Genomic DNA, 22632 nt, shown 5'->3' with positions numbered 1-22632 from the left:
TACTATATAGCCTTTTTTATTTAATAATTTTTAATAAAATTTAATTTTATTAAATCCATTTTTGTGCTACACTGATTTTAATCAAATATTCTAAAAATAAAAAGGAGGGGCGGCTATGATAGAAAATTATCTTCTTTTCATCATTATGTCTATTTGCCTTATCATTTTACCTGGTCCAGATACAGCAATGGCTACGAAAAACACATTGGTTGCTGGTAAAATCGGTGGAGTGAAAACAGTGTTTGGTACATGTATTGCACTATTAATTCATACTTTAGCTGCTGTAATTGGTCTTTCTGCACTTATTGTAAAGTCAGCTCTTTTATTTTCTATTTTCAAGTACGTTGGGGCTCTCTATTTAATATATATCGGTATTAAAGCCCTTTTAGCAGTAAGAAACAAAGAAAACTTAGATACAAATGATCTATCTTTGAATAATGAAAACGAACATACTTCTTGCTTTCGCCAAGGATTTCTTACAAATTTATTAAATCCTAAAGTTGCAGTCTTCTTTTTAACTTTTTTACCGCAATTTTTAAATCCAAATCATAATACATTTATTCAACTTCTTGTAATGGGCCTTACTTACCTCGTTTTAACAGTCATTTGGTTTGCATTTTATATATTTTTAATTGATAAAATTAGTGCTTTTATGAAAAAACCAAAGACGCAACGTTATATTCAAGGGCTAACAGGAGTCGTCCTAATTGGATTTGGTATTAAACTAGCTTTTGAAAAAAATAATTAACAAGATGAAAACCACCACCACTATTAATAGTGGTGGTGGTTTTCATTTAATAGCTGATTTGGCTGTTTACTCTATATTAAAACCAGCGCTCAGTTACAACTTTTTTACGTGTATAGAATTGAACGCCATCTGTACCATTTGTACCTAAATCACCAAAGAATGAAGCTTTATTTCCTGCAAATGCGAAGAATGCCATTGGTGCTGGAACATTTACATTTACACCGATCATACCAGCATCGATGTTATCACGGAATGTTTGTGCATGTTTACCATTTGACGTATAAATAACCGCACCGTTTGCAAATTTAGATTGATTTGTTAGTTTAATACCTTCTTCTAAATCTTTAACACGTACAATGCTTAATACTGGAGCAAAAATTTCATCTTGCCAAATTTTCATTTCTTGATTCACGCCATCAAAGATTGTCGCACCTACAAAGTAACCTTCTCCAACTTCTTCATTAATTTTACGGCCATCTACTAATAAAGTTGCCCCATCTGCTACACCGCTATTAATATAGCCTAAAACGCGCTCTTTATGAGATTCACGGATTAATGGTCCAACATAGTTATCTTCGTTAAAGCCATCGCCTACTTTTAATTTTTTCGTTTCTGCTACTAATACATCAATGAATTCATCAGCAATTTCATCCACTACTGCTACTACTGAGCATGCCATACAGCGCTCTCCACTACTTGCAAATGCAGATCCAATTACACCTTGTACTGTTTTCTCAAGATTGCAATCTGGCATTACAATCGCATGGTTTTTCGCACCTGCTAACGCTTGTACACGTTTTCCGTGTTTTGTACCTGTTTCATATACGTAACGAGCTACCGGCTCAGAGCCAACGAACGAAACAGCTTGAATATCTTTATTTTCTAAAATGCTATTTACAACATCTTTTCCGCCTTGTACTAAATTTAATACGCCTTTTGGGAAACCTGCTTCATAGAATAATTCTACAAGTCGCTCCGCTAAAAGTGGCGTTCTTTCCGATGTTTTTAATACGAATGTATTACCGCAAGCAATTGCAAGTGGGAACATCCATAATGGAATCATCATTGGGAAGTTGAACGGTGTAATACCAGCAACAACTCCGATTGGGTAGCGCCAAATTGATCCATCAATTCCGCTAGCAATATTCGGAAGCGCTTGTCCCATCATTAAATTAGGTGCCGATGTTGCAAGTTCTACTGCTTCAATACCACGCTGTACTTCACCTGTTGCATCCGTTAGCGTCTTACCATTTTCTAGCGTAATGATTTTTGCAAGCTCATCTTTGTTTTCTTGTAATAGCTGTAAATATTTATATAAATTTCTTGAACGATTCGGAACTGGTACTTTAGACCATGTTTCGAATGCTGCTTTTGCCGCTTCAACAGCTTTTTCAACATCCTCTTTTGGAGATAGTGGAACGTAAGCGATAATTTTTCCAGTCGCTGGATTTGGAACTGCTTCTACTTCCGTACCTGTCGATTCAACCCACTCACCGTTAATGTGATTTTTAACTCGTTTAATTTCAGTTGTAATCATTGTATTCTCTCCTTTGTATAATTTATTTTTGATTAGAAATTAATTGCTCGCTAACTTTCTTATATAAAGCAGCCATATCGTTTTCACCATATCCAGCTTGACTCGCTTCGTCATATACATTTAATAACATTTCGCTTACCGGTAAATGGAGTTCGCTTTCCTTAGCTAAGTCAACTGCAAACCCTAAATCTTTCTTCAATAAGTTCACAGTAAATCCTGGCTCGTAGTTTTCAGGTGCTATAAAACTTTTAAAATTACGTTCATAAATTCTGCTTTGGCCGTAACTTACATTTAAAATATCAAACATTTTATCTAAATCCATATTGTTCTTTTTCGCTAATGTTAAAGCTTCACTTACACCAGCTGTATAAAAACCAATTAATAAGTTATTAATTAACTTAACAGTTGTACCACTATCAATCTGCTCACTAACATGGAAAATGTTCGCGCCTAGAACGCCCATGATAGATTCCGTTTTCTCATATACCTCTTTTGATCCACCAACCATAAACGTTAATGTACGATTTTCGGCTCCAATTACACCGCCGCTCACAGGTGCTGCTAAAAAGTTTACTTTCTTTTCCTTTGCAGCTTCCTCTAATTGTTTGTTTAACTGCGGCGATACCGTACTTGTATCAATGAAAACTACATTCGAGTGACCATTTTCAAATAATCCTTCTGCTCCAAAATATACCGCTTCAACAGCGCGAGGTGAAGGTAAACTTGTAAAAACTACATCACATGTTTCTGCTAGTTTTGAGATTGATAGACCGATAATTCCGCCTTCTTTTTCAAAGGACGCTTCTGCCTCTTTATTTAAGTCCACGCCATATACTGTGTAACCTGATTTAGCTAGATTTTTTGACATCGGAAGACCCATGTTACCTAAACCGATAAAACCAATCTTTTTCATATCGCTTTCCTCCTATTTACACAATATATTTCCCGCGATTTATAATAGCTTTAGCAATTTCTCTCTTCTTCGTAAATACGTTCGTGTATAAAGGTACTAATAATTGACGGATTTCAGCTAAAATCACATGTCTATCTTGTTCTTCTGTGACAGCCGCCGAAAGTACAGAAATCGCTGCTTCTTCTACTTTACGGTATCCTTCTTCACAAATAACATCCGTTATGAGTTGCTTCGTACGTTCTTTTTCCTCACCATTTTTACTTACCGCTTTTCTCGTACGTAAAAACGCTGATTCCATGACGTACACGTCCGTCAACATATTTGAAATTACACGTGAATATTCTTGTTCTTGGTCGATTTTTAGACCTGGAGTTTTAGAGAGCGTTTTCAAAGATTGTTTCAACAATTTTTTCGCTAATAAAATGTAACGATGGTTTCTTTCGACATTTGCTACATCACTTTCTACTTCAGTATCTTCTAATTGTTCGATTTGCTTCATTAACATTTTGGCAACTGTTAATCTATTAATTTCATTCGTTCCTTCAAAAATACGACTAATTCTAGCATCACGATATAATCGTTCTACCTCATACTCTTGCATATAACCGTAACCACCATGAATTTGTACAGCTTCATCTACGATATAAGCAAGTGTTTCAGAAGCGTTCACTTTATTAAGTGCACATTCAATTGCAAATTGGGACATTTTCTTCATAAGATCTTCATCGCTCTCATGAATTGCTTCATCGATTACACCTGCTGTACGATAAGCTGCACTTTCTGCTCCATATGTAGCAATGATCATATTTGCAATTTTCTCTTGAATCATCGTAAAGTCTACTAATTCCGTTTGGAACTGTTTTCGCTCTTTTCCATATTGAACCGACAAACCAATTGCTTGTTTTGCTGTTCCAATATTTCCAAAAGCAAGTTTAAGTCTAGCAAAGTTAAGAATATTAAGGGCTACGTGATGCCCTTTCCCAACTTCCCCTAAAACATTTTCAGCAGGGATGACAACATCTTCTAAAATAAGAGTCGCTGTTGAAGAACCTTTAATCCCCATTTTCTTTTCTTCTAATCCAATAGATACACCTTCACATGTTCTTTCGACAATAAACGCTGTCATTCCTTTATTTGTCTTCGCAAAAACAACGTATACATCTGCCATATGAGCATTTGTAATCCATTGCTTCTCACCATTTAACTTCCAAGCTGTTCCCTCTTCATTCAATACGGCGCTTGTTTTTGCACTTAATGCATCCGAACCAGCATTTGGCTCAGTTAAAGCATAAGCACCAATCCATTCTCCTGATGCGATTTTCGGTAAATATTTTTCTTTCTGTTCTTTCGTTCCATAATATATGTAAGGCAATGTACCGACACCAGCGTGTATATTAAAAGAAACGCTAAACGCACCAGCGTAACCCATTTTCTCTGCTACAAGACCTGAGACAGCCTTTCCTAACTCGAACCCGCCATAATCTTCTGGTACCTCAATGCCTAATAATCCAAGTTCCCCAGCTTTCTCAAATAATTGACGAGAAACTTTATAGTTATGTTGTTCAATATTCTCCATTTGTGGAACAATTTCTTGTTTAACGAATTGTTCTGTCGTTTTTGCGATTAAATCTTCATCACCTGAAAAATCTTCTGGTGTAAAGTAAGTATGATTTATATCTTTGTTGAGTGAAAAAAATTCATCCCATGGTAACTTCGTTTTCTCCATATGTATCCCCCTATCATTCGGCTTTCATAGCTTTTTGCTTACGCTCGTCTACGATGAGTGGAATATCTTTTTTGAAAATAGAAGGCGATGATTTTTCACATCAAGCATTTTATTTTGCCAAAGATGTATTTTCATCGCCTTCGCTGCTTTATCTATTGATCTTCTGATAATACTGTTTTTGCAATACCAGTATCTAACTCTTCAAAGTCATGATATGATATTGTTTCGTATAATTCACTTCTCGTTTGCATATTAGAAAGTGCATCTTTTTGAGAACCTGTTTCTTTAATTAAAGTAAACACATTTTCATACGCTTTCGCTGCAACGCGAAGTGAAGTTACAGGATAAATAACCATTTGGAAGCCCATATTTGCAAATTCCTCTGCACTATAATATGGAGTTTTTCCAAATTCAGTCATATTCGCAAGTAAAGGTGCATTTACCTTACTATTAAATAGACGGAATTCTTCCTCTGATTGAAGCGCTTCAGGGAAAATTGCATCTGCACCTGCTTTTACATATGCATTTGCTCTTTCAATTGCTTCATCTAATCCTTCAACGCCGCGAGCATCAGTACGTGCTACAATGTATAAGCTCGGTGCAACTTCTTTAATCGCTTTAATTTTTTGAACCAATTCTTCTGTAGTAACAAGTTTCTTACCATTTAAATGTCCACATTTTTTTGGTAATTGCTGATCTTCAATTTGGACAGCTGCTACTTTCGCTTCCACCATTTCTACAGCTGTTCTCGCTACATTTAGTACACCACCAAATCCTGTATCAATGTCAACAAGAACAGGTAAGTCTGTAGCTCTTACTAAATCTCTTGCTCTCTCAGCCACTTCAGTAGACGTCACGATACCTAAATCTGGTAAGCCTTTACTTGCAGTATAAGCAGCTCCTGATAAATAAAGAGCTGAAAAACCTGTATTTTTTGCAACTAAAGCCGCCATTGCATCATGAGCACCTGGAATTTGCAAAATTTCATTTGCTTCTACTAAAGCTCGGAATCGATTCGCAAGCTCCTCTTGTGTTGACTGCTTTTTCACAACCCAAGCCATTCTAAATTCCCCCTATTATTAAATTAAGAATAGATCTACAAATTCATTTACATTCATATTTTCTAGCTTTTCTTCATTTAAACAAACTTCATGAATTTGTTCTTGTTGCTTACTAGAATAATGACCTGCCATATTTGCAGTGAATTTTTGAACAACTTTTGGAATTGCTTCGTCTCTACGGAAACGGTGACCAAGTGGATATTCACATTCCACATTTTCTGTTACTGTGCCATCTTTAAAGTGAACTTGAACAGCGTTGGCGATTGAGCGCTTGTTCGGGTCAAGGTAATCTAAACTGTACTGTTTGTTTTCAACAACAACCATCTTATTACGTAATTCGTCTACACGTGGATCGTTTGCTACTGCATCTTCATAATCGTCTGCAACGATATCTCCTTTTAATAAACCAATTGCCGTAATGTATTGTAAGCAATGATCACGATCAGCTGGGTTATTTAATGGGCCTTCTTTATCAATAATACGAATTGCTGATTCATGAGTCGTAATTGTAATGCGGTCAATTTCATCCAATCTCTCTTTAATTTCCGGATGCAACTTCACTGCACATTCTGCAGCTGTTTGTGCATGGAATTCTGCTGGATATGACACTTTAAATAATACATTTTCCATTACATATGACTCTAGTGGTCTTGCTAATTTTAATTCTTGTTTATTGAATAATACATCTTGGAATCCCCATCCTGGCGCAGATAATGCTGTTGGATAACCCATTTCACCTTTTAGAGCAGTCATTGCAAGATGAACACCGCGGCTCGTTGCGTCACCTGCAGCCCATGATTTACGTGAGCCCGTATTTGGAGCATGACGATATGTACGAAGACTAGAATTATCAATCCACGCATGTGATAATGCATTAAAGATTTCTTCACGTGTTCCGCCAAGCATTTTCGCAACTACTGCAGTTGTTGCTACTTTTACATATAATACATGGTCAAGACCAACTCTGTTTAAGCTGTTTTCTAAAGCAAGCACGCCTTGAATTTCATGTGCTTTAATCATCATTTCTAATACTTCACGTACTTTTAAAGCTTCTTTTCCTTCTGAAATGCGAACACGGCTAATATAATCTGCGACCGCTAAAATTCCGCCTAGGTTATCAGATGGATGTCCCCACTCTGCTGCAAGCCAAGTATCGTTATAGTCTAACCAACGGATCATACATCCGATATTAAATGCACCTTTTACTGGATCTAGTACATAAGACGTACCTGGTACACGTGTACCATTTGGCACGACTGTTCCTGGCACAACTGGCCCTAATAATTTCGTACATTCTGGATATTGTAGTGCTAAAATTCCACATCCAAGTGTATCAAGTAATACGTAACGAGCTGTACTGAATGCTTCTGCACTAGTAACCTCTTTATTTAATACATAATCCGTAATCTCTTCTAATAATGCATCTTTTTGCTTAATTTCATTTGTTTTAATCATGCTATCCTTCCCTTTCTGTCGAAAATTCGTTATTATTAATGATGGGTGTCGGTCAAACACCCATCTGGCGGGCGGTGCTAACAACTCCCCAGTTGTTCTTATTTACTAAGTACATGTCGCTCGCCAATATAATTTACACGCGGACGGAACAAACGATTATTTGCATGTTGCTCAATAACGTGCGCACATAATCCCACTGTTCTAGAGCTAAAGAAGATAGGTGTGTAAAGTTGAATTGGAATACCTAGCATCCAATATACTGGAGCTGCATAATAATCAAGATTTGGATAAATTCCTTTTTCCTTTTCCATAATCTTTTCTCCAGCTTCACACATTTCATATAGTGTATAATCACCTTTTACATCACATAACTGTTTTAAAGCTTCCTTCATCATAAGTGCTCTTGGATCCATCTTCTTCATATAAACACGGTGTCCAAAGCCCATAATTTTTTCTTTGTTATATAGTTTCTTCTGTAATAACTCTTCAAATTTCTCAACATTACCAGCTTCTAAAAGCATGTACATAACCGCTTCATTTGCACCGCCATGTAAACTTCCTTTTAAAGATGCAACTGCACCTGTTAAAGCACCGTATAAATCTGATTGTGTTGATGCAATAACGCGCGCTGTAAATGTAGAGTTTGGCATTTCATGCTCACTATATAAAACAAGGGAACGATCAAAGATCTTTTCCTCAAGTTCAGTTGGTTTTTTACCAGTTAACATATAGAAGAAATTCGCACTATAAGATAAGTCTTTAAGAGGTTCAATTGGCTCCTCATTATTTAAAATATGATAGCTATTCGCTACAATGTTTGGCACTTTACTTAACAGCTTGTACCCTCGGCTTTTATTCACTTCTAACGAGCGGTTTTCGATATCATTATCGTAACCAGCTAACGCTGACACACCTGTACGTAATCCATCCATGGGATGCGTCTCTTTAGGCAATGCCTTTAGTACGTTGAATACACCTTCTGGTACTGCATATTCTTCTTTTAATTTCTTTTCAAGTGTTGCTTTTTCATCTTCATTCGGTAGATGTTCCTCCAATAAAAGGTGCACAATGTCTAAATACTCTTTTGTTTTTGAGAGTTCGATTAAGTCATACCCTTGAATTACAATTTCACCTTTTACTGTGTCAAGAAACGAGATTTTCGTCTCCGCTGCCACTATACCATCTAATCCCGGGGAAAATTTTTCTTCAGCTTTCATCATTATTTCCTCCAATCCTAATAGATCTTCGTGCACATAACTGTAAGCCTTTACAATATTGTGAAACTACATTTCTATTTCAATGTATCAGAGTTTTTAGAAGATTTCAATTTATTTTATAATGATAAGTTTCCTACACTTTTCTTACTGTAACAATACAATTTTTTGAAAATAATTCTTATATTTTATAAAGAAAGAATAGACTTCTTTGCGTATTTTCAAAAACAAGATATAAAGATTTTTCATATAACACCGCCAAATATACAATTATTCTAATTTCATTTGAGAAATAAAAAAAACGAGCTGTACATAAATACAGCTCGTTACTATATGATATTTATTTCACTATCTCTTAAATATAATTTTTATATAAAACTTATTCATTTTTAATAAAGTTATTATTTTACATAATTAAATTGAATTTCTTCCATCTCCTCATGATAACTTACAAATAAATCATAGTTTTCAAAATACCAAAGATCATCAGAATCTACAAAAAATATAATACCTTCCTTCTCAACTGACACTATTTCCCCATCTGGTTTCTCAGCAACAACCCCTAAAGAATATCCGGGCTGAATCGAACTATCCCCTCCGACCTTACAGTAAAACGTACAGATTCACCGTGCTTTATACGTAATTCTTCCTGGAACCATTGCAGAGCTTTACGATCAATTGAAATTCTCATCTTTATTCCTCCAGTTTACGCAAACTCTTTTTTTCCTAATCGTTGTTTTACAAAGAAGACGAAAATGATTAAGGCTATTAATGCCGAAATTGCACTCCCTGAAAATAAAATACGATAACCAAACATTTGTGAAACAACTCCAAGTAAAATAGCACCTAACCCGATTCCTAAATCAAACGCTGTAAAAAATGAAGCATTTGCAACTCCTCTTTTACTCGGATCGACAATTGTAAGCATTGCCGCTTGCAAAGCTGGCTGCGCTGAACCAAATCCAATACCGTATAATGTTGCTGCGATAATTACACCTAACAAACCATTTGAAATAGTTAAAACAACTATAGCTAAAATAGTAATACATAATGCTGGGAGTATGATGAATACTTCTCCATACTTATCTAATAGTTTCCCTGAAATTGGTCTTACAATTGTTAATGCAATTGCATATACAAGAAAGAAAGTTCCTGGATTCACATGAATTGATGATGCAAATAACGGTAAAAAGGTTGTTATTCCTCCATATGCAAACGATAAAAAGAATACTACAATCGTGATTGTTAATACAGATTTCTCAAATAGCTGAATTTTCCCTTTTTCTTTTTGTGGCGTAAATGGCATCTTCGTTATTAGTGATAATACGACTGCCATAAAAGATAACAACGTCGCTAATAAAAATAGACCATGAAATGAATAATTTTGTACAACCCATAGTCCAATCATTGGTCCGATCGCCATTGCAATTGTCATCGCCATCCCGTACCAGCCCATACCTTCACCACGGCGTGAATCTGGAATAATATCCGTTATTGCTGTTCCAACAGCTGTTGTAGAAACAGCCCATGTTACTCCGTGAATAACACGTAAAACAGCTAAAAGGACAATAGTCGATGCTATATTATAGGAATACATCGTTAATCCAAAAAAGATGAGTCCGAAAATAATAAAGGATCTTCTACCATATTGATCTAACATTCCTCCAATAATCGGTCGTATTACAACAGCAGCTATTGTAAACATTCCCATCATGAGTCCAACTTGCGATTCATTGCCACCTATCTCTTTAATAAAGAGCGGGAGCGTTGGAACAAGTAAATAAAATCCTGTAAATAAAAATAACATTGCGAAAGTCATTTGAATAAATGATTTCGTCCATAATCGTTCCATAAAAATACCTCCATACACTCGTAAAATATTACGATTAACACCCTCATTGTACATTTTTTTTATCTCTTTTCCCTCCGCAAATAGACGTATCTTTTCATATTAAATAGTCCACCATCAGCTTACATTAGTCTTAAGACTTTGTACGCATGTTTTAAACGAAAGTCCTATATATGTGCCTTTATATGTGTGAAAAGAATATACTAATTTATTATCACAACTTAGGAGTGAATATTTCATGTGGGTATTATTAAGAGTAACTGCCGTAGTTCCTTCGACTCCTGGAATACATGTTCCTGCAGTTCATACAGCTAGCTCCGATGTAGGAATTGAACTTCCCGCAACTTGGCAGCAATATCAAATTCCCGGTCAAGTTACCCCATCATTTTGGCATCATGGTACACACCCCAGTAGTACTCCCATTCATAGCCATAGTTATCCTCCACTACCTCCGACTCAAGTCTTTTATCATTTCCCTTCAATTTTTTTTCAAAATTTTTATGGTACGTTTAACATTTAATAGCTATCACTGTATTACCCCTACATTTTAATAAGGCGAACCTTTAATCCAGTTTCAACATAAAAAGTCGAATTCCTTAAATAAGAAATTCGACTTTTTAATTGTTTTCCAAACTAAAGTAACCGTTAAAGAAAGACATTTATTAAAGATTTGAATATAATTCCCACTCATTTAATGGTTTATGTAATCCATCACAGTTAGTCCCTTTCCGGGATAACCCGCACGTACAATCATTTCTCTCTTTACGTTATATTTCACATAAACTACATTCACTCTTTTTCTATCCAGCCCTTAACATTACATTTTCTGTAGCAAAATGAAAAGAGCACTTAAGATTGTAAATTCCTACAAATCTTAAGTGCTCTTTTGAAAACTTTTCTATAAATTTTTCTTATTGTCCATTATTGGCAGGAACCTCTCCTGCATTTCCACCATTATTTGGTTGTACTGTTGCAGGTGGGGTTGGAGTTCCTTGACCTCCATTATTATTCGCTGGAGGTGTCGTTCCTTGACCTCCTCCGTTATTTGCTGGAGGTGTCGTTCCTTGGCCTCCTCCATTATTCGCTGGAGGTGTCGTTCCTTGACCTCCTCCGTTATTTGCTGGAGGTGTCGTTCCTTGGCCTCCTCCGTTATTCGCTGGAGGTGTCGTTCCTTGACCATTTCCGTTATTTTGTTCATTTTGTTTCTTTTCTTCTTCTTGTTTCTTTTGCTCTTCTAGTTTCTTTTGTTCTTCTTGCTTCTTAAGTTCCTCTTGTTTCTTTTGCTCTTCTTGTTTTTTCAGTTCTTCTTGTTTCTTTAATTCTTCTTGCTTTTTCTCTTCTTCAGTTTTTTGCTGTTGATCTTGTTTTGGTTGCTCCGTTGTATCCGGTACGCTAGTATTTGGCGATGAATCACGTTTTTCACCTTTTATACGTAGCTCACTACCTTCTTGAATAACGCTACTTGGCATTTTAAAGCGTGATTTATCTGTAGCCATTTCACTCATCATTTCTTTAAAGATCAACTGTGCAATTTTCGTATTTTTACTACTAATATACTCGTCTTTACCATCTTTCATATACCCCGTCCATACTGCCATCGTATATTGCGGTGTATATCCAGCAAACCAACTATCACGAGTTGCACTTTCTGGAATTTTATATTGAGCTAATTGTTTTGATGAGTAGTTTGTCGTACCAGTTTTACCAGCTACATCTAAAGATGCTATATTTGCAGATGTACCAGTACCTGATGTAACTACAGAACGAAGCATATCTGTAATCATATATGCCGTAGAATCTGTCATAACTTGTTTTGGCTTTTGTCCAAAACTTTGTGACTTACCATCTGGATAAACAACTTTCTTAACAAAATGCGGTTTCGTATATTTACCATCATTACCAAATGCCGCATAAGCGCCCGCTATTTCAGTTGGTGATACTTCATTTGTACCAATCGCTGTTGATTCAGTCGGTGCCGCATTAAATGTAATGCCTAATTTCTCAGAGAAGTCTTTTGATTTATTAATTCCAACTTCTTTCGCAGTCTTAATTGCTGGGATATTTCGTGACTTTTCTAATGCTACACGCATTGTAATAGGTCCCATATGACTTCTATCTGCATTTCGTACTTCTTGTCCCGTTGAATACTTAAATGGAGAGTCATCAATTTGATGGTACGTGGCCCATTTTAAATATTCAATTGCAGGAGCGTAGTCGAAAATCGGCTTCATCGTTGAACCAGCTGCACGATCTAATTCAATTGCCATATTATGCCCTTTAAATACAGCTTTATTTTCTCCACGGCCACTACCTATAGCACGAACTTCTCCTGTTTTCGTATCCATAAATGTAAATGCACCTTGGAATTTATCGTTCGGATAATCAATGATATTATTATTTAAAATATTATCAGCGAGTTTCTGTGCTTTCGGATCTAACGTTGTATAAATTTCTAAACCATCAGAACCAATATTAGCATCTGGCAATTCTTTTTCTACTTCTTTCACAACTGCATCCATAAATGCAGGGTATGGCATTGTTTGTAGTTGAGTTGCAGGCTTGAGTCCCTTTTCTACGTCAACTTTTAATGCTTCTTCCATTTCCTGTTTTGTTATATATCCATGTCGATTCATTAAGTTTAGAACAACATTTCTTCTTTCTGTTGCTTTTTGAACATTTTCTTTTTTCGTTGGATCATAGTTATTCGGTGCTTTCGGTAAACCTGCCAACATCGCAACTTCTGGTAATGTTAAGTCCTTCAATTCTTTACCATAGTAGTTTTGTGCTGCTGTTGCGATCCCATATGAACGGTTTCCTAAGTTAATTTTATTTAAGTACATCTCTAATATTTCATGTTTTGAATACTGTTGTTCTAGCTTATAAGCTAAATATATTTCTTGCGCCTTACGCTTTGGTGTTTTGTCCATTGATAAGAAGTAGTTTTTAATAACTTGCTGTGTTATCGTACTTCCACCTTGAGAACCGTAATCTCCTTTAAGACTTACTAGAACAGCACGCGCAGTACCTTTAAAATCTACTCCGCTATGCTCATAAAAACGTGAATCTTCTGTCGCTAAAAATGCATTTTCTACTAATTTAGGTATTTGCTCATACGTAACATTCGTCCTTTTTTCTTTTCCATATTCATATACCAAATCCCCGTTTTTATCATAAATTTTTGAGGATAACGGATTAACAAGTTTTGCTTTCTCAAGTTTTGGTGCATCCTTAATCATTACGAAAAAGGTAGCAACCCCCGCCACTAAACCAACAATACCAAGTAATAAACAAGTAATTAAAAACTTGCGAAAGAATGATGTTTTACCTTTTGGTTTTTGTGTTTTAGAAGCTGGTTGTTTTTTCTTTTTAACTTGTCGTCGTTCCTCTCGAGAACGATAATTTTCTGACATGTTACTTTCTCCTGCCTTTCAATTCTCCCGTTGATTTACTTAAAAATATTGAGGTCACTTTCTAAAATGCATTTGATTAAGAAAGTATATTGACCTGGAGCATTCAATATTTTCCCAATTCACAGATTATAAATTTTAGAATACTTCTTATACAAACTATTTTCACTTCTATTTTTCCTAATAACGCTGCCCCTTTAAGCATAGAATGTAAAAAGTGAATTTTTAATACCTCGTATAAATAATATACCTTTTTTTCAAATGGTCAATATTTTCTTATTTATAAATCAAAGGTGAAATAAAAATAGCACAACGATATGTACTTCGTGTGAACTTCCTTATAATTACGTATAACAAACATTTAATATATTGCATATAAGTATAATACCTCTTAATTTATAAGGATTTCAACTTCACAACCTCAATATCTACAAGAAATTATTAAAAATGAAAAGTGAGGAGTTGCGTAATGATGAAGCTATCTCCCGTGATTTCAAAAAATATAGTTGCTGTTGGCTATAATCCTTTTTCTATGATTTTGCGAATCCAATTAAAGAATGGTATGTACGATTTCTTTAATGTACCAGAAAGTATTTATACTGGCCTATTACATGCACAATCTAAAAGTTATTATCATAAAACTTATATTAAAAATTCTTTCCGCCACACAAAAATTTAAACTTAACACCCACTAAAAAAAGGAGGTTAATCCTCCTTTCTTTTAAAAACATTTCACAGATGAATTATCTTCGATTCCTCTTATTAATTTCATCATATGCTTGAATTTGTTTTTTCAAACGCCGATCAGCTTTTTTATCATGCACTACAAGAATTGCATGTATAACTCCTGGCACCCAAAATATTAATGTTAATATGAAATTTATTATTGCCTGAATTGGTTTTCCACAAAATAGTACAGCAACAGGTGGAAGAAAAATTGCTAATAAATACATCATCCCTTGAAAACTCCTTATTTTGTATTTTATATATCCCTTTTCAAAACATACGTAAAGAAACCTTATGATGTTGTTGTTACATAAATTTTCATTAAGTATATATAACATCTCTTACTTTATATATTCTATCTATAGGCAAAAAAACCTACTACTATTTTAATCTTAACGTACCTATAAAATTCATGTATCTCCTTCTATTTATATAAGTATTTCAACCTTTTCATTGTTTTCTAGCCTATTTTCTTCCTCTATTGCAGTTACTCCAATTGCAGAAATTAACGTTCCTATCGCTTGTATCCAAATACCAATGAGTGCAATTATTCTCTCATCCTTCTTATCAAAAATACTATCTTCATTTTCTCTCTCATCTTTCAATACATTTGAAACACCTTGATACGCTTGTAATCCAGCACCTAAACTTTGCATGGAGTTACCTAATATAATAATTTTCTGTAGTACATTTATATCCATCAAAGCTGCTTCTACTCCTAAAAAAGCACCGATCGATTGTAAATTGTTCCCTGTAATAATAAGATAATCATTTTCTTTCGATTGTTCATTTATATTAAAATATGTTCCTATTACATTTGATATATTCCCTAATGCTAATAGCTCAATTCCTATTTGATCAAGTAATTTACTTTGATTCTCTAAGCCTATATTTTGATTTTCTCTTTTTTCTTCCCCATCATCATAATTGCTCGCAATGATTTGTAATATATACCCGAGGGCTTGTAATGAGCTTCCTACAATAACGAGATCCGATTCAACTTTCTCTTCTCCAATAAATCCTCTTGTCGTTCCAATTGCAGCTGTAAGGTTCCCACCTACTTGAAACCATGCCCCTGTAACTTTTAAACCGCTTGGATTCATTTTTATCACCTATTTAAATATTTTCTAAACCTTTCAAAATAAAGTGAAACTTTAATCAGTGGGGTTTTCTTCATCCCCCTCCTAAATTCTTTGCTTTCGCTGAATTTTGAGGTAGGGGTCTTACTAATCGGCAAATAGCGGAATAAATAAATTCCACCCTTAATCTTTTATTTTATTTTTTAAATGTAATTTTGTGAATGATATAATGTGCTACTAATATAAAAAGCACCTTAAAGGTGCTTTTTATATGCATGCTGGGCATGTCAGTGAATCTCCATTTTTATCTATTGTTATATTCAATATATATTGAGTTGCTTTATGTGACCAAGTTTCAGGTGTAGGTGATTCATTTATATATTGTGGCGCACATGACTTCAGCATTGGAGTACTAATACTCCCTCCAGGATCTAAAGCAACTACAGCCATGCCATGAGGTAATTCCAGTGCCATAGATTTAGTGATACCTTCAATTGCAAATTTTGAGGCACAATATGGCGCAAGCTCAGCTTCACCTTCTCTCCCCCAACTAGAACTCATATTAATGATAATTCCTTCTTTCCTAGCTACCATTGCGGGAACAAACGCTCTTATTACATTTACTACACCATTCACGTTTACATTCATTACATTTTCGAATTCTTGAGCCGTAATTTTCCAAAGTTGTGCATTTTGATTTACAATCGATGCATTATTTATTATCATATCGGGAGCCGTATGTCTATTAAGTATATAATTTGCCCAGTTGTTAACTTGCTGAGAATCTGAAACATCAATTACTTGAAAATCATGTATTTTACTGTACTGTTTTTTTAGTTCTTCAATTTTATCTTTTGAACGTCCACAACCATATATGTTCCACCCTAATTCATCAAATCGGTCAACCATCGCACGTCCTAACCCTTGTGTCACACCTGTAATAATTACAGATTTACCAATTTCTTTTCTCTGCATTTCTCTCATCCTCCTTCCCTATATCTTACTCTCTTCATTTTTATTCAGCCATTTACTATAGTATCAACTCAACTCATACTTTAGTAATGGTTTTGATATTGCATACATAAATAAAAAAAGTAACCATCATGGTTACTTTTTGCTATATATCTAAAAATTCATTGTTTATTTCATTATCGTTTTTACATTTCAACTTCTCTTTTCCACATTTTTCACACTGGTAAATATAAACTACACCTAATGTATCTTTTTTAAAATCCTCATTATCCTGCATCTTAATAAAAATATATTTATGTTTACAATGCGATTCACCCAAATAATTTTCAAACCACTTTTTCAACACAACACATTCCACCTTTATGATAGAACCTTTATTTAGCTGCCTTATTACATACTTTTATTTAAATATTCAATCTCATATTGCAATTTTTTAAATTGCTCAAAATGCATGGTAATAGATTGGCTACTACCATAATCAACATTTTGTTTCACTAATATAACACCCGTATCATGAAAAAGCGCTTCAAGTTCTTTCCTAATAGACACTTTCGCAATATGAGCTGTTTTAATTGCAGATAAAATTGCAATTTCATTAAACTTTAATTTTATTTCATTTGGACAAAATGCGTCTTCAACTAATATAACTTCATTACTATAAATTAGTGCAACAAGATTACTTGATTTGGCATCTGTTAAATCAACTTTTTTCATAATATCTTTCATTACATTTTGCCTCCTTTATTTTCGTATATATCAATTATACAAATTTTTTAAAAAAATTACTCAACTTTATTATATTAATTTTAACACACTTTTATTGAAATCCATGCTCCAAACGTTTTACTATTCCACAATTTTTATTATATGAACCATCTGGACTATAACTCCATATAGTAATGTTAACAACTTATTATAAAGCAGGTGAAAATTATGCCATCAGTTGTAGGGAATTTAGTTGTACAAAATAGTAATGGTTCATTTAACTTAGGTGATTTCTACAACGTTTCTCCAAAAGAAAATACGAAAGCTTATAATGGCTCTGGCGCATCAAACGTTGGTTTTGTTGTTAATACTTTTAGCGGTGTTAGCGCGACCAATACATTTGATTCTGACCTTGCAGATCAAAACCAAGTGGGTACAGCCTAATCTTATGTTCAACTTTTAGTATAGAAAATCTTAATTTGTCTATACTATAATCAGGCTGTTTGACAGCTCTTGTTGATTTTGGAGTACCCTATCTTTTTCTCCCTTTCCCTGGGGCTCAGCAGCTAGCACGAAGCTAGCTGCTTTTTCTTGTATTATTTGTCTCATAAATCAGAAATAAAAGAAGCTGCCATTTAATATTCAGCTTCTTTTACGTTATTTCAATAATATCCATAGCGTTAAATACGTAAGTTTTATAAAAGGCGTCTGTACAAATTACAATTTGTTTTACCGGATTGATATGTACAACAGTCATGTAGTTTGTTAGTATGTAACCATCTTCAAAATATGTTACCAATATTTCTTTCTCAGACAGTAATGACGTTAATAATTTATCAGAAATTCTCTCTTTTGCTTCGTTTGTTAAAAGCGGTTTTTGTACTTTTAATTTCTCTCCAATAATCTTTCTCATATTTAAAAGTTGTTCGGATATTACTGTAAACGGAACCCACTCTCTTTCTTCCTTTTGTATCTTTACATCGTTCATTTTTATCTCCTTGATCATTTATACATTTATTTAGCCATACTATCCCTTAGTTATTTTTAATACGCACTAAACTCGGATTTACTTCTAAACTATAATTAGGTTACCTCTCAAAAGAACATTCGTTCTTATTATACACGAACTTACGTTCTTTTGAGAAGAGCCATACTTATTATTTTTTAACAAAAAACATAATTTTATTTATCTCCATACTTTTTTCCTTTATCAAATAAACTTCTCATTTCTTATGTAAAATGCATATAACAACTAAAAGGCGACTTCACACAAAGTGAAATCGCCTTTTCTTAAAAAATATTTCAATGTTTATTTTTCTATCCTAACTAATGTTCTTTCTGGAATACATAATTCATCTATATTAAAATGATTTATTTTTAATTTCAATTCCCCTACTCGTTCCTTATCTTCATCACCAACCCAACAACTGAATAATTCGAAATAGTCTCCATCTTCCAAATAACCTTCCATAATCTTGCATAAAGTTAAAAGTTTTTCTTTCGCTTCTTTTTTTTCCTTTACGTTTTGCCACTCGACAAGTTCAATTCCCCAACTAGTTGAAACCTCATATATGTAATTTTTTTGGAATTGATACTCTTGTACCATTTCAAGCATACTTTCCTCTGCAAAACATGATCCAAAAACAATTACATCATTAGAATCGGGCTCCGTTAACGGAATTTCTACATTACAGCCTATGTAACTTGCTAAACTCATTTTATACTCCTCCAATATTCGTATAAAAAATACTTCATAGTATATTTATTTACTTAAATATAAAATCCCTGCCTAAACAAAAAAGTTTTAAATTTTTTCGTTTATTAACCATCTATAACTGAACACATATACTATGATGAACGAACTCACAAAGCATAAGAAAAGAGAGCATTTACAACACTCTCTTTTCTTACATACTCTATGAAACTTTACAAAACTGAATCAGTGATTTTTATTATTATATTTCATTACATATACTTAGGTTGTACTATTATATGTAACTCTCTCTCTGTATCCGCTTTTTTCGGATGACGAAAATAATTAAGTTCGTACTTTAACACTTTATACTCAACAATCCCGATTTTAATCCCTTTCGTTTCTTTTAATATAGCTAATAAATCACTTACATTTTCATCATATGACTCAAAAATTTTCGCGCCGCCCTCTCCTTGAAAGATTACTTTCATATATTCTCCCCACCTTAATTTATTGATGTGGTAAATGACGCGTTTAATACGATTCATTATTTATCCTAAAATTTTCACACCAAAAAGAACATCCTTTCCATTCGAATGCTCAGCTTTTTACTAATTATCCATATTAAATATTTATTCAAAAACATTATATGTATTATTTTTTAAATTATGTTCGATATCCATTATTTCCCATTGTAATTCTTAATATTTAAATGTAATATTGTATTGTCTTACTATCTATTTATAACTCACACACTAATTAGAAAAGGGAACTCTATATGAGTTCCCTTTTCTAATTATGATTACAATCATTATTTCTTTTCTAGAAATTTAAATGTATCTTTAAATTCTTTATTATTCACTTTAATATCAGCATCTTTCAATAAATCATTGACTACTTGTTGTTTCCATTTACCTGTCGTATCTTGTAGTCTTTGTTGTTCTAAATCTTTACGAATTTTTTCCTTTACTTCATCAAATGGCTTCAATTCTTTTTTATCCGTCACTTTAATAATATGGTAACCGTAAGTTGTTTTAACTGGATCACTTACTTGGCCTGCATCTAATTTATACGCAGCTTCCTCAAATTCTTTCACAGTTTGTCCAGGAGCAAAACCAGATATTTCCCCGCCCTGTTCCTTTGAACCAGTATCTTCTGAATACTGTTTTGCTAAGGCAGCAAAATCTTCACCATTATTTACTTTCTCCTTTACTTCTTTAGCTGTCTTTTCATCTTTCACTAAAATGTGACTTACTTTCATTTCTGGTTTATAGTTATTTTTCACATCTTTTTCTGTGACTGTTGCTTTAATCGCTTTCTCAAATGCAATTTCTGGCTTCATTTTTTCTTTTAATTCATCTTCATTTTTCAATCCAAGTTGTTCTAAAGTTGATTTAAAGTTCTCACCCATTTTATCTTTTGCTTCTTCTACTTTCTTTTTTGCTTCCTCATCCGAAACTTTATATTTATCTAACAATGCCTTACTTAACATCATTTGATATAAAGTACTTTCTCCATATTGTTGTCTTAATTCTTTACTTAATTCTTTCTCTGTAACATTTCCTACTTTTGATGTTACTACGTTGTCTGAAGAACCACATGCAGATAATGCTAGCATCACGCATGAAATAATTGTTCCAATAAATATTTTTTTCTTTTTCAATTCAAATACCTCACTTTTATCATTATGCAAATTAACTATACACAGGCATTGTGAAAACAGTGTGTTTTCTGCATGTAATTCATTTCATATGAGTTGACTATGTATCATGCATTTCCATTTTTAAACATAAAGAGTCTTCTTACTATTATGTATAGTAAGAAGACTCTTTACATACACCTCAAAAACAATACGGCTGCTATAGTTACTTAATACTTACATGTTCTTCAGGTATCCAACTATTCTGCCCGATATCTACCGCATTTCCCACTCTACCCCACACTCGAAAAGATGTCGATCCATTTATATTTCCTTTATAATTCATACATTCAGGCTCTTCATAATAATTTACTCTGTAGCCGACAGGATATTTCGAAGTTGCATAAAACCATTTCACCTTAAAATGTTTTAAATATGCCCACTGCTTATCGTTCCCTAAACAAATCATATCTTGCTCACCGCCTCCCCAATAACCTGTTAAGATTAAATATGGAATTTTCTGAGTGAGTGCACCTGTAAATTGAGGATTCATGGGGTTCTCATATAAATTTATTCCGTATCCATCAGGATATTTCGAAACTGCAATACCAATGCCATTCGGTTGCTGTTTATACACTATGTTAGATTGATTTGCTTTGTTCGAATCTATAAACCAAGAAAGTGACTTATTTCCTACTAATCGATTCAGATCACATTTCCCAATCCCAGGAACATTCCCTGAATCCGTATATTGCCAAATATCACATGGATATGCTGGCTTATTCCCTCCATAACGAGGGATCCATACGAAATCAGCTTCAATATTACGTGCTCCAAATGATAAATACATGTGATGCCCTACATATAATCCTACTTTTTCCGCACCTAAACGGCGTAATTCATCAATAAATGCCTGTGTCCCGCCTTGCATATCTGCCATCGTTTGAACTTCTACGTCCGCCACCCAAAACTTAGCTGATTGATCACCACGATTCCAAAAATCTTGTGCCTCTTTCTTTGCATCAGCAATAGATATAAAACGGCAAAAAGCATAATTACCGAATGGGATACTATACTTTTTCATTTCACTAACATAATTTTGATACATAAAATCCACCGTATTAGAGCCATCTTGAACTCTAGCAATCACTAAATCTAGCTGAGATGCTGCAATATCCCAATTGATAGTTCCATTCCATTTTGAAATATCTACAATATAACCCATACATTCCAGCTCCTTTTTAATGTCTTATTCATAGCTTGTTTTATTGTAAGCCTTATCTCTCTAAAACTAGCTATCTATAATATAAATAAAAAGAATCGTTACTGTTTTAAAAAATATATTCTCTTTCAGAAATATTTCTATTAACTTTAACATATATACCATATAAAACATTCTCATATTTGAAATATACCCTACTATTCATTTGTTATGTAATCTCGTCCTATCAATCCAGGTATCAATCATTTTTACGGATATTAGAAAACATCCCCCTACATTATTAAATTAAAACTTCCAAACTTAACGCATGCACTAAAATAATATAATTACCACCAACAGGAATAAGCGGCCCAACTGTAACAGTTGGATCAGCACCTATTGAATTTTTTAATTCATTAAAATATGTGATCCACGGTGGCGAAAGCTGAGCTTGTACATTTTCTTCCACTATTTTATACTACCTCCTTATACAATTCTTACTAACATAATATGTAGAAAATAAAAAAATGCATTAGTTATATTAACCATTTGCGTATTTATTGATTATATTAATTAAACGTTTTATTTCGCATTCTCAATTTCCCCTTTACATCTTTAAGCAATTTTACTACTATGAAATTCTTTATTATAAGCAAATCCACTGAAGTTTCATATTATACTAATACGACTCTACATCCTTTAACTTA

At 33.8% G+C, this 22632-nt stretch carries 23 protein-coding genes and 1 pseudogene; 4 read left to right on the top strand and 20 right to left on the bottom strand.

Annotation, left to right across the window (positions count from 1 at the left end; all coding sequences use genetic code 11):
- Window positions 1–115 precede the first annotated feature (115 nt).
- Complete coding sequence (locus tag AC1Q51_RS02720; RefSeq protein WP_000572348.1) at window positions 116–748, top strand: LysE family translocator; 633 nt, start codon at window positions 116–118, stop codon at window positions 746–748.
- 76 nt (window positions 749–824) lie between these two features.
- Here the strand turns inward: AC1Q51_RS02720 and AC1Q51_RS02715 are convergent, their stop codons facing one another.
- The 8 genes and pseudogenes from AC1Q51_RS02715 to AC1Q51_RS02680 all read right to left on the bottom strand — a co-directional run bounded on the left by AC1Q51_RS02715 (window position 825) and on the right by AC1Q51_RS02680 (window position 10506).
- Complete coding sequence (locus AC1Q51_RS02715; RefSeq protein ID WP_000633339.1) at window positions 825–2285, bottom strand: CoA-acylating methylmalonate-semialdehyde dehydrogenase; 1461 nt, start codon at window positions 2283–2285, stop codon at window positions 825–827.
- Between the two features lie 22 nt (window positions 2286–2307).
- The gene (locus AC1Q51_RS02710; RefSeq protein ID WP_000719400.1) at window positions 2308–3198 is read right to left on the bottom strand and encodes an NAD(P)-dependent oxidoreductase; all 891 of its coding nucleotides are present in this window, start codon (window positions 3196–3198) and stop codon (window positions 2308–2310) included.
- A 16-nt stretch (window positions 3199–3214) separates the two neighbouring features.
- Window positions 3215–4924 carry an acyl-CoA dehydrogenase FadE gene (locus AC1Q51_RS02705; protein WP_000415995.1) on the bottom strand — a complete coding sequence of 570 codons (1710 nt, stop codon included), beginning with the start codon at window positions 4922–4924 and terminating at the stop codon, window positions 3215–3217.
- A gap of 152 nt (window positions 4925–5076) precedes the next feature.
- Window positions 5077–5985, bottom strand: a complete 909-nt coding sequence (prpB, locus tag AC1Q51_RS02700) for a methylisocitrate lyase (protein ID WP_000312640.1) — start codon at window positions 5983–5985, stop codon at window positions 5077–5079.
- Window positions 5986–6003: 18 nt separating this feature from the next.
- Window positions 6004–7440, bottom strand: a complete 1437-nt coding sequence (gene prpD, locus AC1Q51_RS02695; RefSeq protein WP_000598139.1) for a 2-methylcitrate dehydratase — start codon at window positions 7438–7440, stop codon at window positions 6004–6006.
- Between the two features lie 98 nt (window positions 7441–7538).
- On the bottom strand, window positions 7539–8660 hold the full coding sequence (gene mmgD, locus AC1Q51_RS02690; protein WP_065228793.1) for a citrate synthase: 1122 nt from the start codon (window positions 8658–8660) through the stop codon (window positions 7539–7541).
- A gap of 395 nt (window positions 8661–9055) precedes the next feature.
- A pseudogene (locus AC1Q51_RS02685) lies at window positions 9056–9345 on the bottom strand (HesB/YadR/YfhF family protein).
- A 15-nt stretch (window positions 9346–9360) separates the two neighbouring features.
- On the bottom strand, window positions 9361–10506 hold the full coding sequence (locus AC1Q51_RS02680) for an MFS transporter (protein WP_014482022.1): 1146 nt from the start codon (window positions 10504–10506) through the stop codon (window positions 9361–9363).
- Between the two features lie 235 nt (window positions 10507–10741).
- Here AC1Q51_RS02680 and AC1Q51_RS02675 point away from each other — a divergent pair, with 235 nt between their 5' ends.
- Window positions 10742–11023, top strand: coding sequence for a hypothetical protein (locus AC1Q51_RS02675; RefSeq protein ID WP_000270089.1), 282 nt, complete (start codon window positions 10742–10744; stop codon window positions 11021–11023).
- Between the two features lie 391 nt (window positions 11024–11414).
- On the opposite strand, the gene AC1Q51_RS02670 is transcribed toward AC1Q51_RS02675, so the two are convergent.
- A complete protein-coding gene (locus tag AC1Q51_RS02670) occupies window positions 11415–13913 on the bottom strand; it encodes a transglycosylase domain-containing protein (RefSeq protein ID WP_492331346.1) in 2499 nt (832 codons plus the stop codon).
- 466 nt (window positions 13914–14379) lie between these two features.
- On the opposite strand from AC1Q51_RS02670, the gene AC1Q51_RS02665 reads away from it, so the two are divergent.
- Window positions 14380–14589: a KTSC domain-containing protein gene (locus AC1Q51_RS02665; protein WP_000977080.1), complete on the top strand. Its 210-nt coding sequence runs from the start codon at window positions 14380–14382 to the stop codon at window positions 14587–14589.
- A gap of 64 nt (window positions 14590–14653) precedes the next feature.
- On the opposite strand, the gene AC1Q51_RS02660 is transcribed toward AC1Q51_RS02665, so the two are convergent.
- The 5 genes from AC1Q51_RS02660 to AC1Q51_RS02640 all read right to left on the bottom strand — a co-directional run bounded on the left by AC1Q51_RS02660 (window position 14654) and on the right by AC1Q51_RS02640 (window position 17413).
- A complete protein-coding gene (locus tag AC1Q51_RS02660) occupies window positions 14654–14866 on the bottom strand; it encodes a YqaE/Pmp3 family membrane protein (RefSeq protein WP_000990219.1) in 213 nt (70 codons plus the stop codon).
- 198 nt (window positions 14867–15064) lie between these two features.
- Window positions 15065–15739 carry a DUF6944 family repetitive protein gene (locus AC1Q51_RS02655; protein ID WP_098235643.1) on the bottom strand — a complete coding sequence of 225 codons (675 nt, stop codon included), beginning with the start codon at window positions 15737–15739 and terminating at the stop codon, window positions 15065–15067.
- Between the two features lie 243 nt (window positions 15740–15982).
- Window positions 15983–16690: an SDR family oxidoreductase gene (locus tag AC1Q51_RS02650; RefSeq protein WP_001189038.1), complete on the bottom strand. Its 708-nt coding sequence runs from the start codon at window positions 16688–16690 to the stop codon at window positions 15983–15985.
- A 142-nt stretch (window positions 16691–16832) separates the two neighbouring features.
- Window positions 16833–17033 carry a hypothetical protein gene (locus AC1Q51_RS02645; protein WP_000915134.1) on the bottom strand — a complete coding sequence of 67 codons (201 nt, stop codon included), beginning with the start codon at window positions 17031–17033 and terminating at the stop codon, window positions 16833–16835.
- Between the two features lie 44 nt (window positions 17034–17077).
- Window positions 17078–17413, bottom strand: a complete 336-nt coding sequence (locus AC1Q51_RS02640) for a hypothetical protein (protein WP_000651909.1) — start codon at window positions 17411–17413, stop codon at window positions 17078–17080.
- 207 nt (window positions 17414–17620) lie between these two features.
- Here AC1Q51_RS02640 and gerPF point away from each other — a divergent pair, with 207 nt between their 5' ends.
- On the top strand, window positions 17621–17836 hold the full coding sequence (gene gerPF / locus AC1Q51_RS02635; protein WP_001141569.1) for a spore germination protein GerPF: 216 nt from the start codon (window positions 17621–17623) through the stop codon (window positions 17834–17836).
- A 208-nt stretch (window positions 17837–18044) separates the two neighbouring features.
- Here gerPF and AC1Q51_RS02630 read toward each other — a convergent pair whose 3' ends face one another.
- The 6 genes from AC1Q51_RS02630 to AC1Q51_RS02605 form a co-directional block, all read right to left on the bottom strand.
- The gene (locus tag AC1Q51_RS02630; RefSeq protein WP_002093988.1) at window positions 18045–18380 is read right to left on the bottom strand and encodes a YolD-like family protein; all 336 of its coding nucleotides are present in this window, start codon (window positions 18378–18380) and stop codon (window positions 18045–18047) included.
- Window positions 18381–18701: 321 nt separating this feature from the next.
- On the bottom strand, window positions 18702–19109 hold the full coding sequence (locus tag AC1Q51_RS02625; protein ID WP_061660149.1) for a hypothetical protein: 408 nt from the start codon (window positions 19107–19109) through the stop codon (window positions 18702–18704).
- Window positions 19110–19357: 248 nt separating this feature from the next.
- Entirely contained in the window at window positions 19358–19576 is a 219-nt protein-coding gene (locus tag AC1Q51_RS02620) for a hypothetical protein (protein WP_000864277.1), read from the bottom strand.
- Between the two features lie 320 nt (window positions 19577–19896).
- Complete coding sequence (locus AC1Q51_RS02615) at window positions 19897–20748, bottom strand: peptidylprolyl isomerase PrsA (RefSeq protein ID WP_000727353.1); 852 nt, start codon at window positions 20746–20748, stop codon at window positions 19897–19899.
- Between the two features lie 202 nt (window positions 20749–20950).
- A complete protein-coding gene (locus tag AC1Q51_RS02610; RefSeq protein ID WP_492331345.1) occupies window positions 20951–21949 on the bottom strand; it encodes a glycoside hydrolase family 25 protein in 999 nt (332 codons plus the stop codon).
- Between the two features lie 277 nt (window positions 21950–22226).
- Entirely contained in the window at window positions 22227–22394 is a 168-nt protein-coding gene (locus AC1Q51_RS02605) for a hypothetical protein (RefSeq protein WP_000392277.1), read from the bottom strand.
- Window positions 22395–22632: the final 238 nt, after the last annotated feature.

The sequence above is a fragment of the Bacillus sp. MT94 genome, assembly GCF_058792475.1.
Note: the sequence above shows the minus strand (reverse complement) of the source record. Positions and strands in the feature narration are given on the sequence as shown.

Coding starts and splice junctions, on each gene's coding strand:
- AC1Q51_RS02640 (WP_000651909.1), bottom strand. CDS start 17,413: ATGAAAGATATTATGAAAAAAGTTGATTTAACAGATGCCAAATCAAGT.
- AC1Q51_RS02625 (WP_061660149.1), bottom strand. CDS start 19,109: ATGAGTTTAGCAAGTTACATAGGCTGTAATGTAGAAATTCCGTTAACG.
- AC1Q51_RS02715 (WP_000633339.1), bottom strand. CDS start 2,285: ATGATTACAACTGAAATTAAACGAGTTAAAAATCACATTAACGGTGAG.
- mmgD (WP_065228793.1), bottom strand. CDS start 8,660: ATGATGAAAGCTGAAGAAAAATTTTCCCCGGGATTAGATGGTATAGTG.
- AC1Q51_RS02720 (WP_000572348.1), top strand. CDS start 116: ATGATAGAAAATTATCTTCTTTTCATCATTATGTCTATTTGCCTTATC.
- AC1Q51_RS02620 (WP_000864277.1), bottom strand. CDS start 19,576: ATGAAAGTAATCTTTCAAGGAGAGGGCGGCGCGAAAATTTTTGAGTCA.
- AC1Q51_RS02655 (WP_098235643.1), bottom strand. CDS start 15,739: ATGAATCCAAGCGGTTTAAAAGTTACAGGGGCATGGTTTCAAGTAGGT.
- AC1Q51_RS02660 (WP_000990219.1), bottom strand. CDS start 14,866: ATGATGTATTTATTAGCAATTTTTCTTCCACCTGTTGCTGTACTATTT.
- prpB (WP_000312640.1), bottom strand. CDS start 5,985: ATGGCTTGGGTTGTGAAAAAGCAGTCAACACAAGAGGAGCTTGCGAAT.
- AC1Q51_RS02680 (WP_014482022.1), bottom strand. CDS start 10,506: ATGGAACGATTATGGACGAAATCATTTATTCAAATGACTTTCGCAATG.
- AC1Q51_RS02705 (WP_000415995.1), bottom strand. CDS start 4,924: ATGGAGAAAACGAAGTTACCATGGGATGAATTTTTTTCACTCAACAAA.
- AC1Q51_RS02650 (WP_001189038.1), bottom strand. CDS start 16,690: ATGCAGAGAAAAGAAATTGGTAAATCTGTAATTATTACAGGTGTGACA.
- AC1Q51_RS02630 (WP_002093988.1), bottom strand. CDS start 18,380: ATGAACGATGTAAAGATACAAAAGGAAGAAAGAGAGTGGGTTCCGTTT.
- AC1Q51_RS02710 (WP_000719400.1), bottom strand. CDS start 3,198: ATGAAAAAGATTGGTTTTATCGGTTTAGGTAACATGGGTCTTCCGATG.
- AC1Q51_RS02675 (WP_000270089.1), top strand. CDS start 10,742: ATGTGGGTATTATTAAGAGTAACTGCCGTAGTTCCTTCGACTCCTGGA.
- AC1Q51_RS02610 (WP_492331345.1), bottom strand. CDS start 21,949: ATGGGTTATATTGTAGATATTTCAAAATGGAATGGAACTATCAATTGG.
- AC1Q51_RS02670 (WP_492331346.1), bottom strand. CDS start 13,913: ATGTCAGAAAATTATCGTTCTCGAGAGGAACGACGACAAGTTAAAAAG.
- AC1Q51_RS02665 (WP_000977080.1), top strand. CDS start 14,380: ATGATGAAGCTATCTCCCGTGATTTCAAAAAATATAGTTGCTGTTGGC.
- prpD (WP_000598139.1), bottom strand. CDS start 7,440: ATGATTAAAACAAATGAAATTAAGCAAAAAGATGCATTATTAGAAGAG.
- gerPF (WP_001141569.1), top strand. CDS start 17,621: ATGCCATCAGTTGTAGGGAATTTAGTTGTACAAAATAGTAATGGTTCA.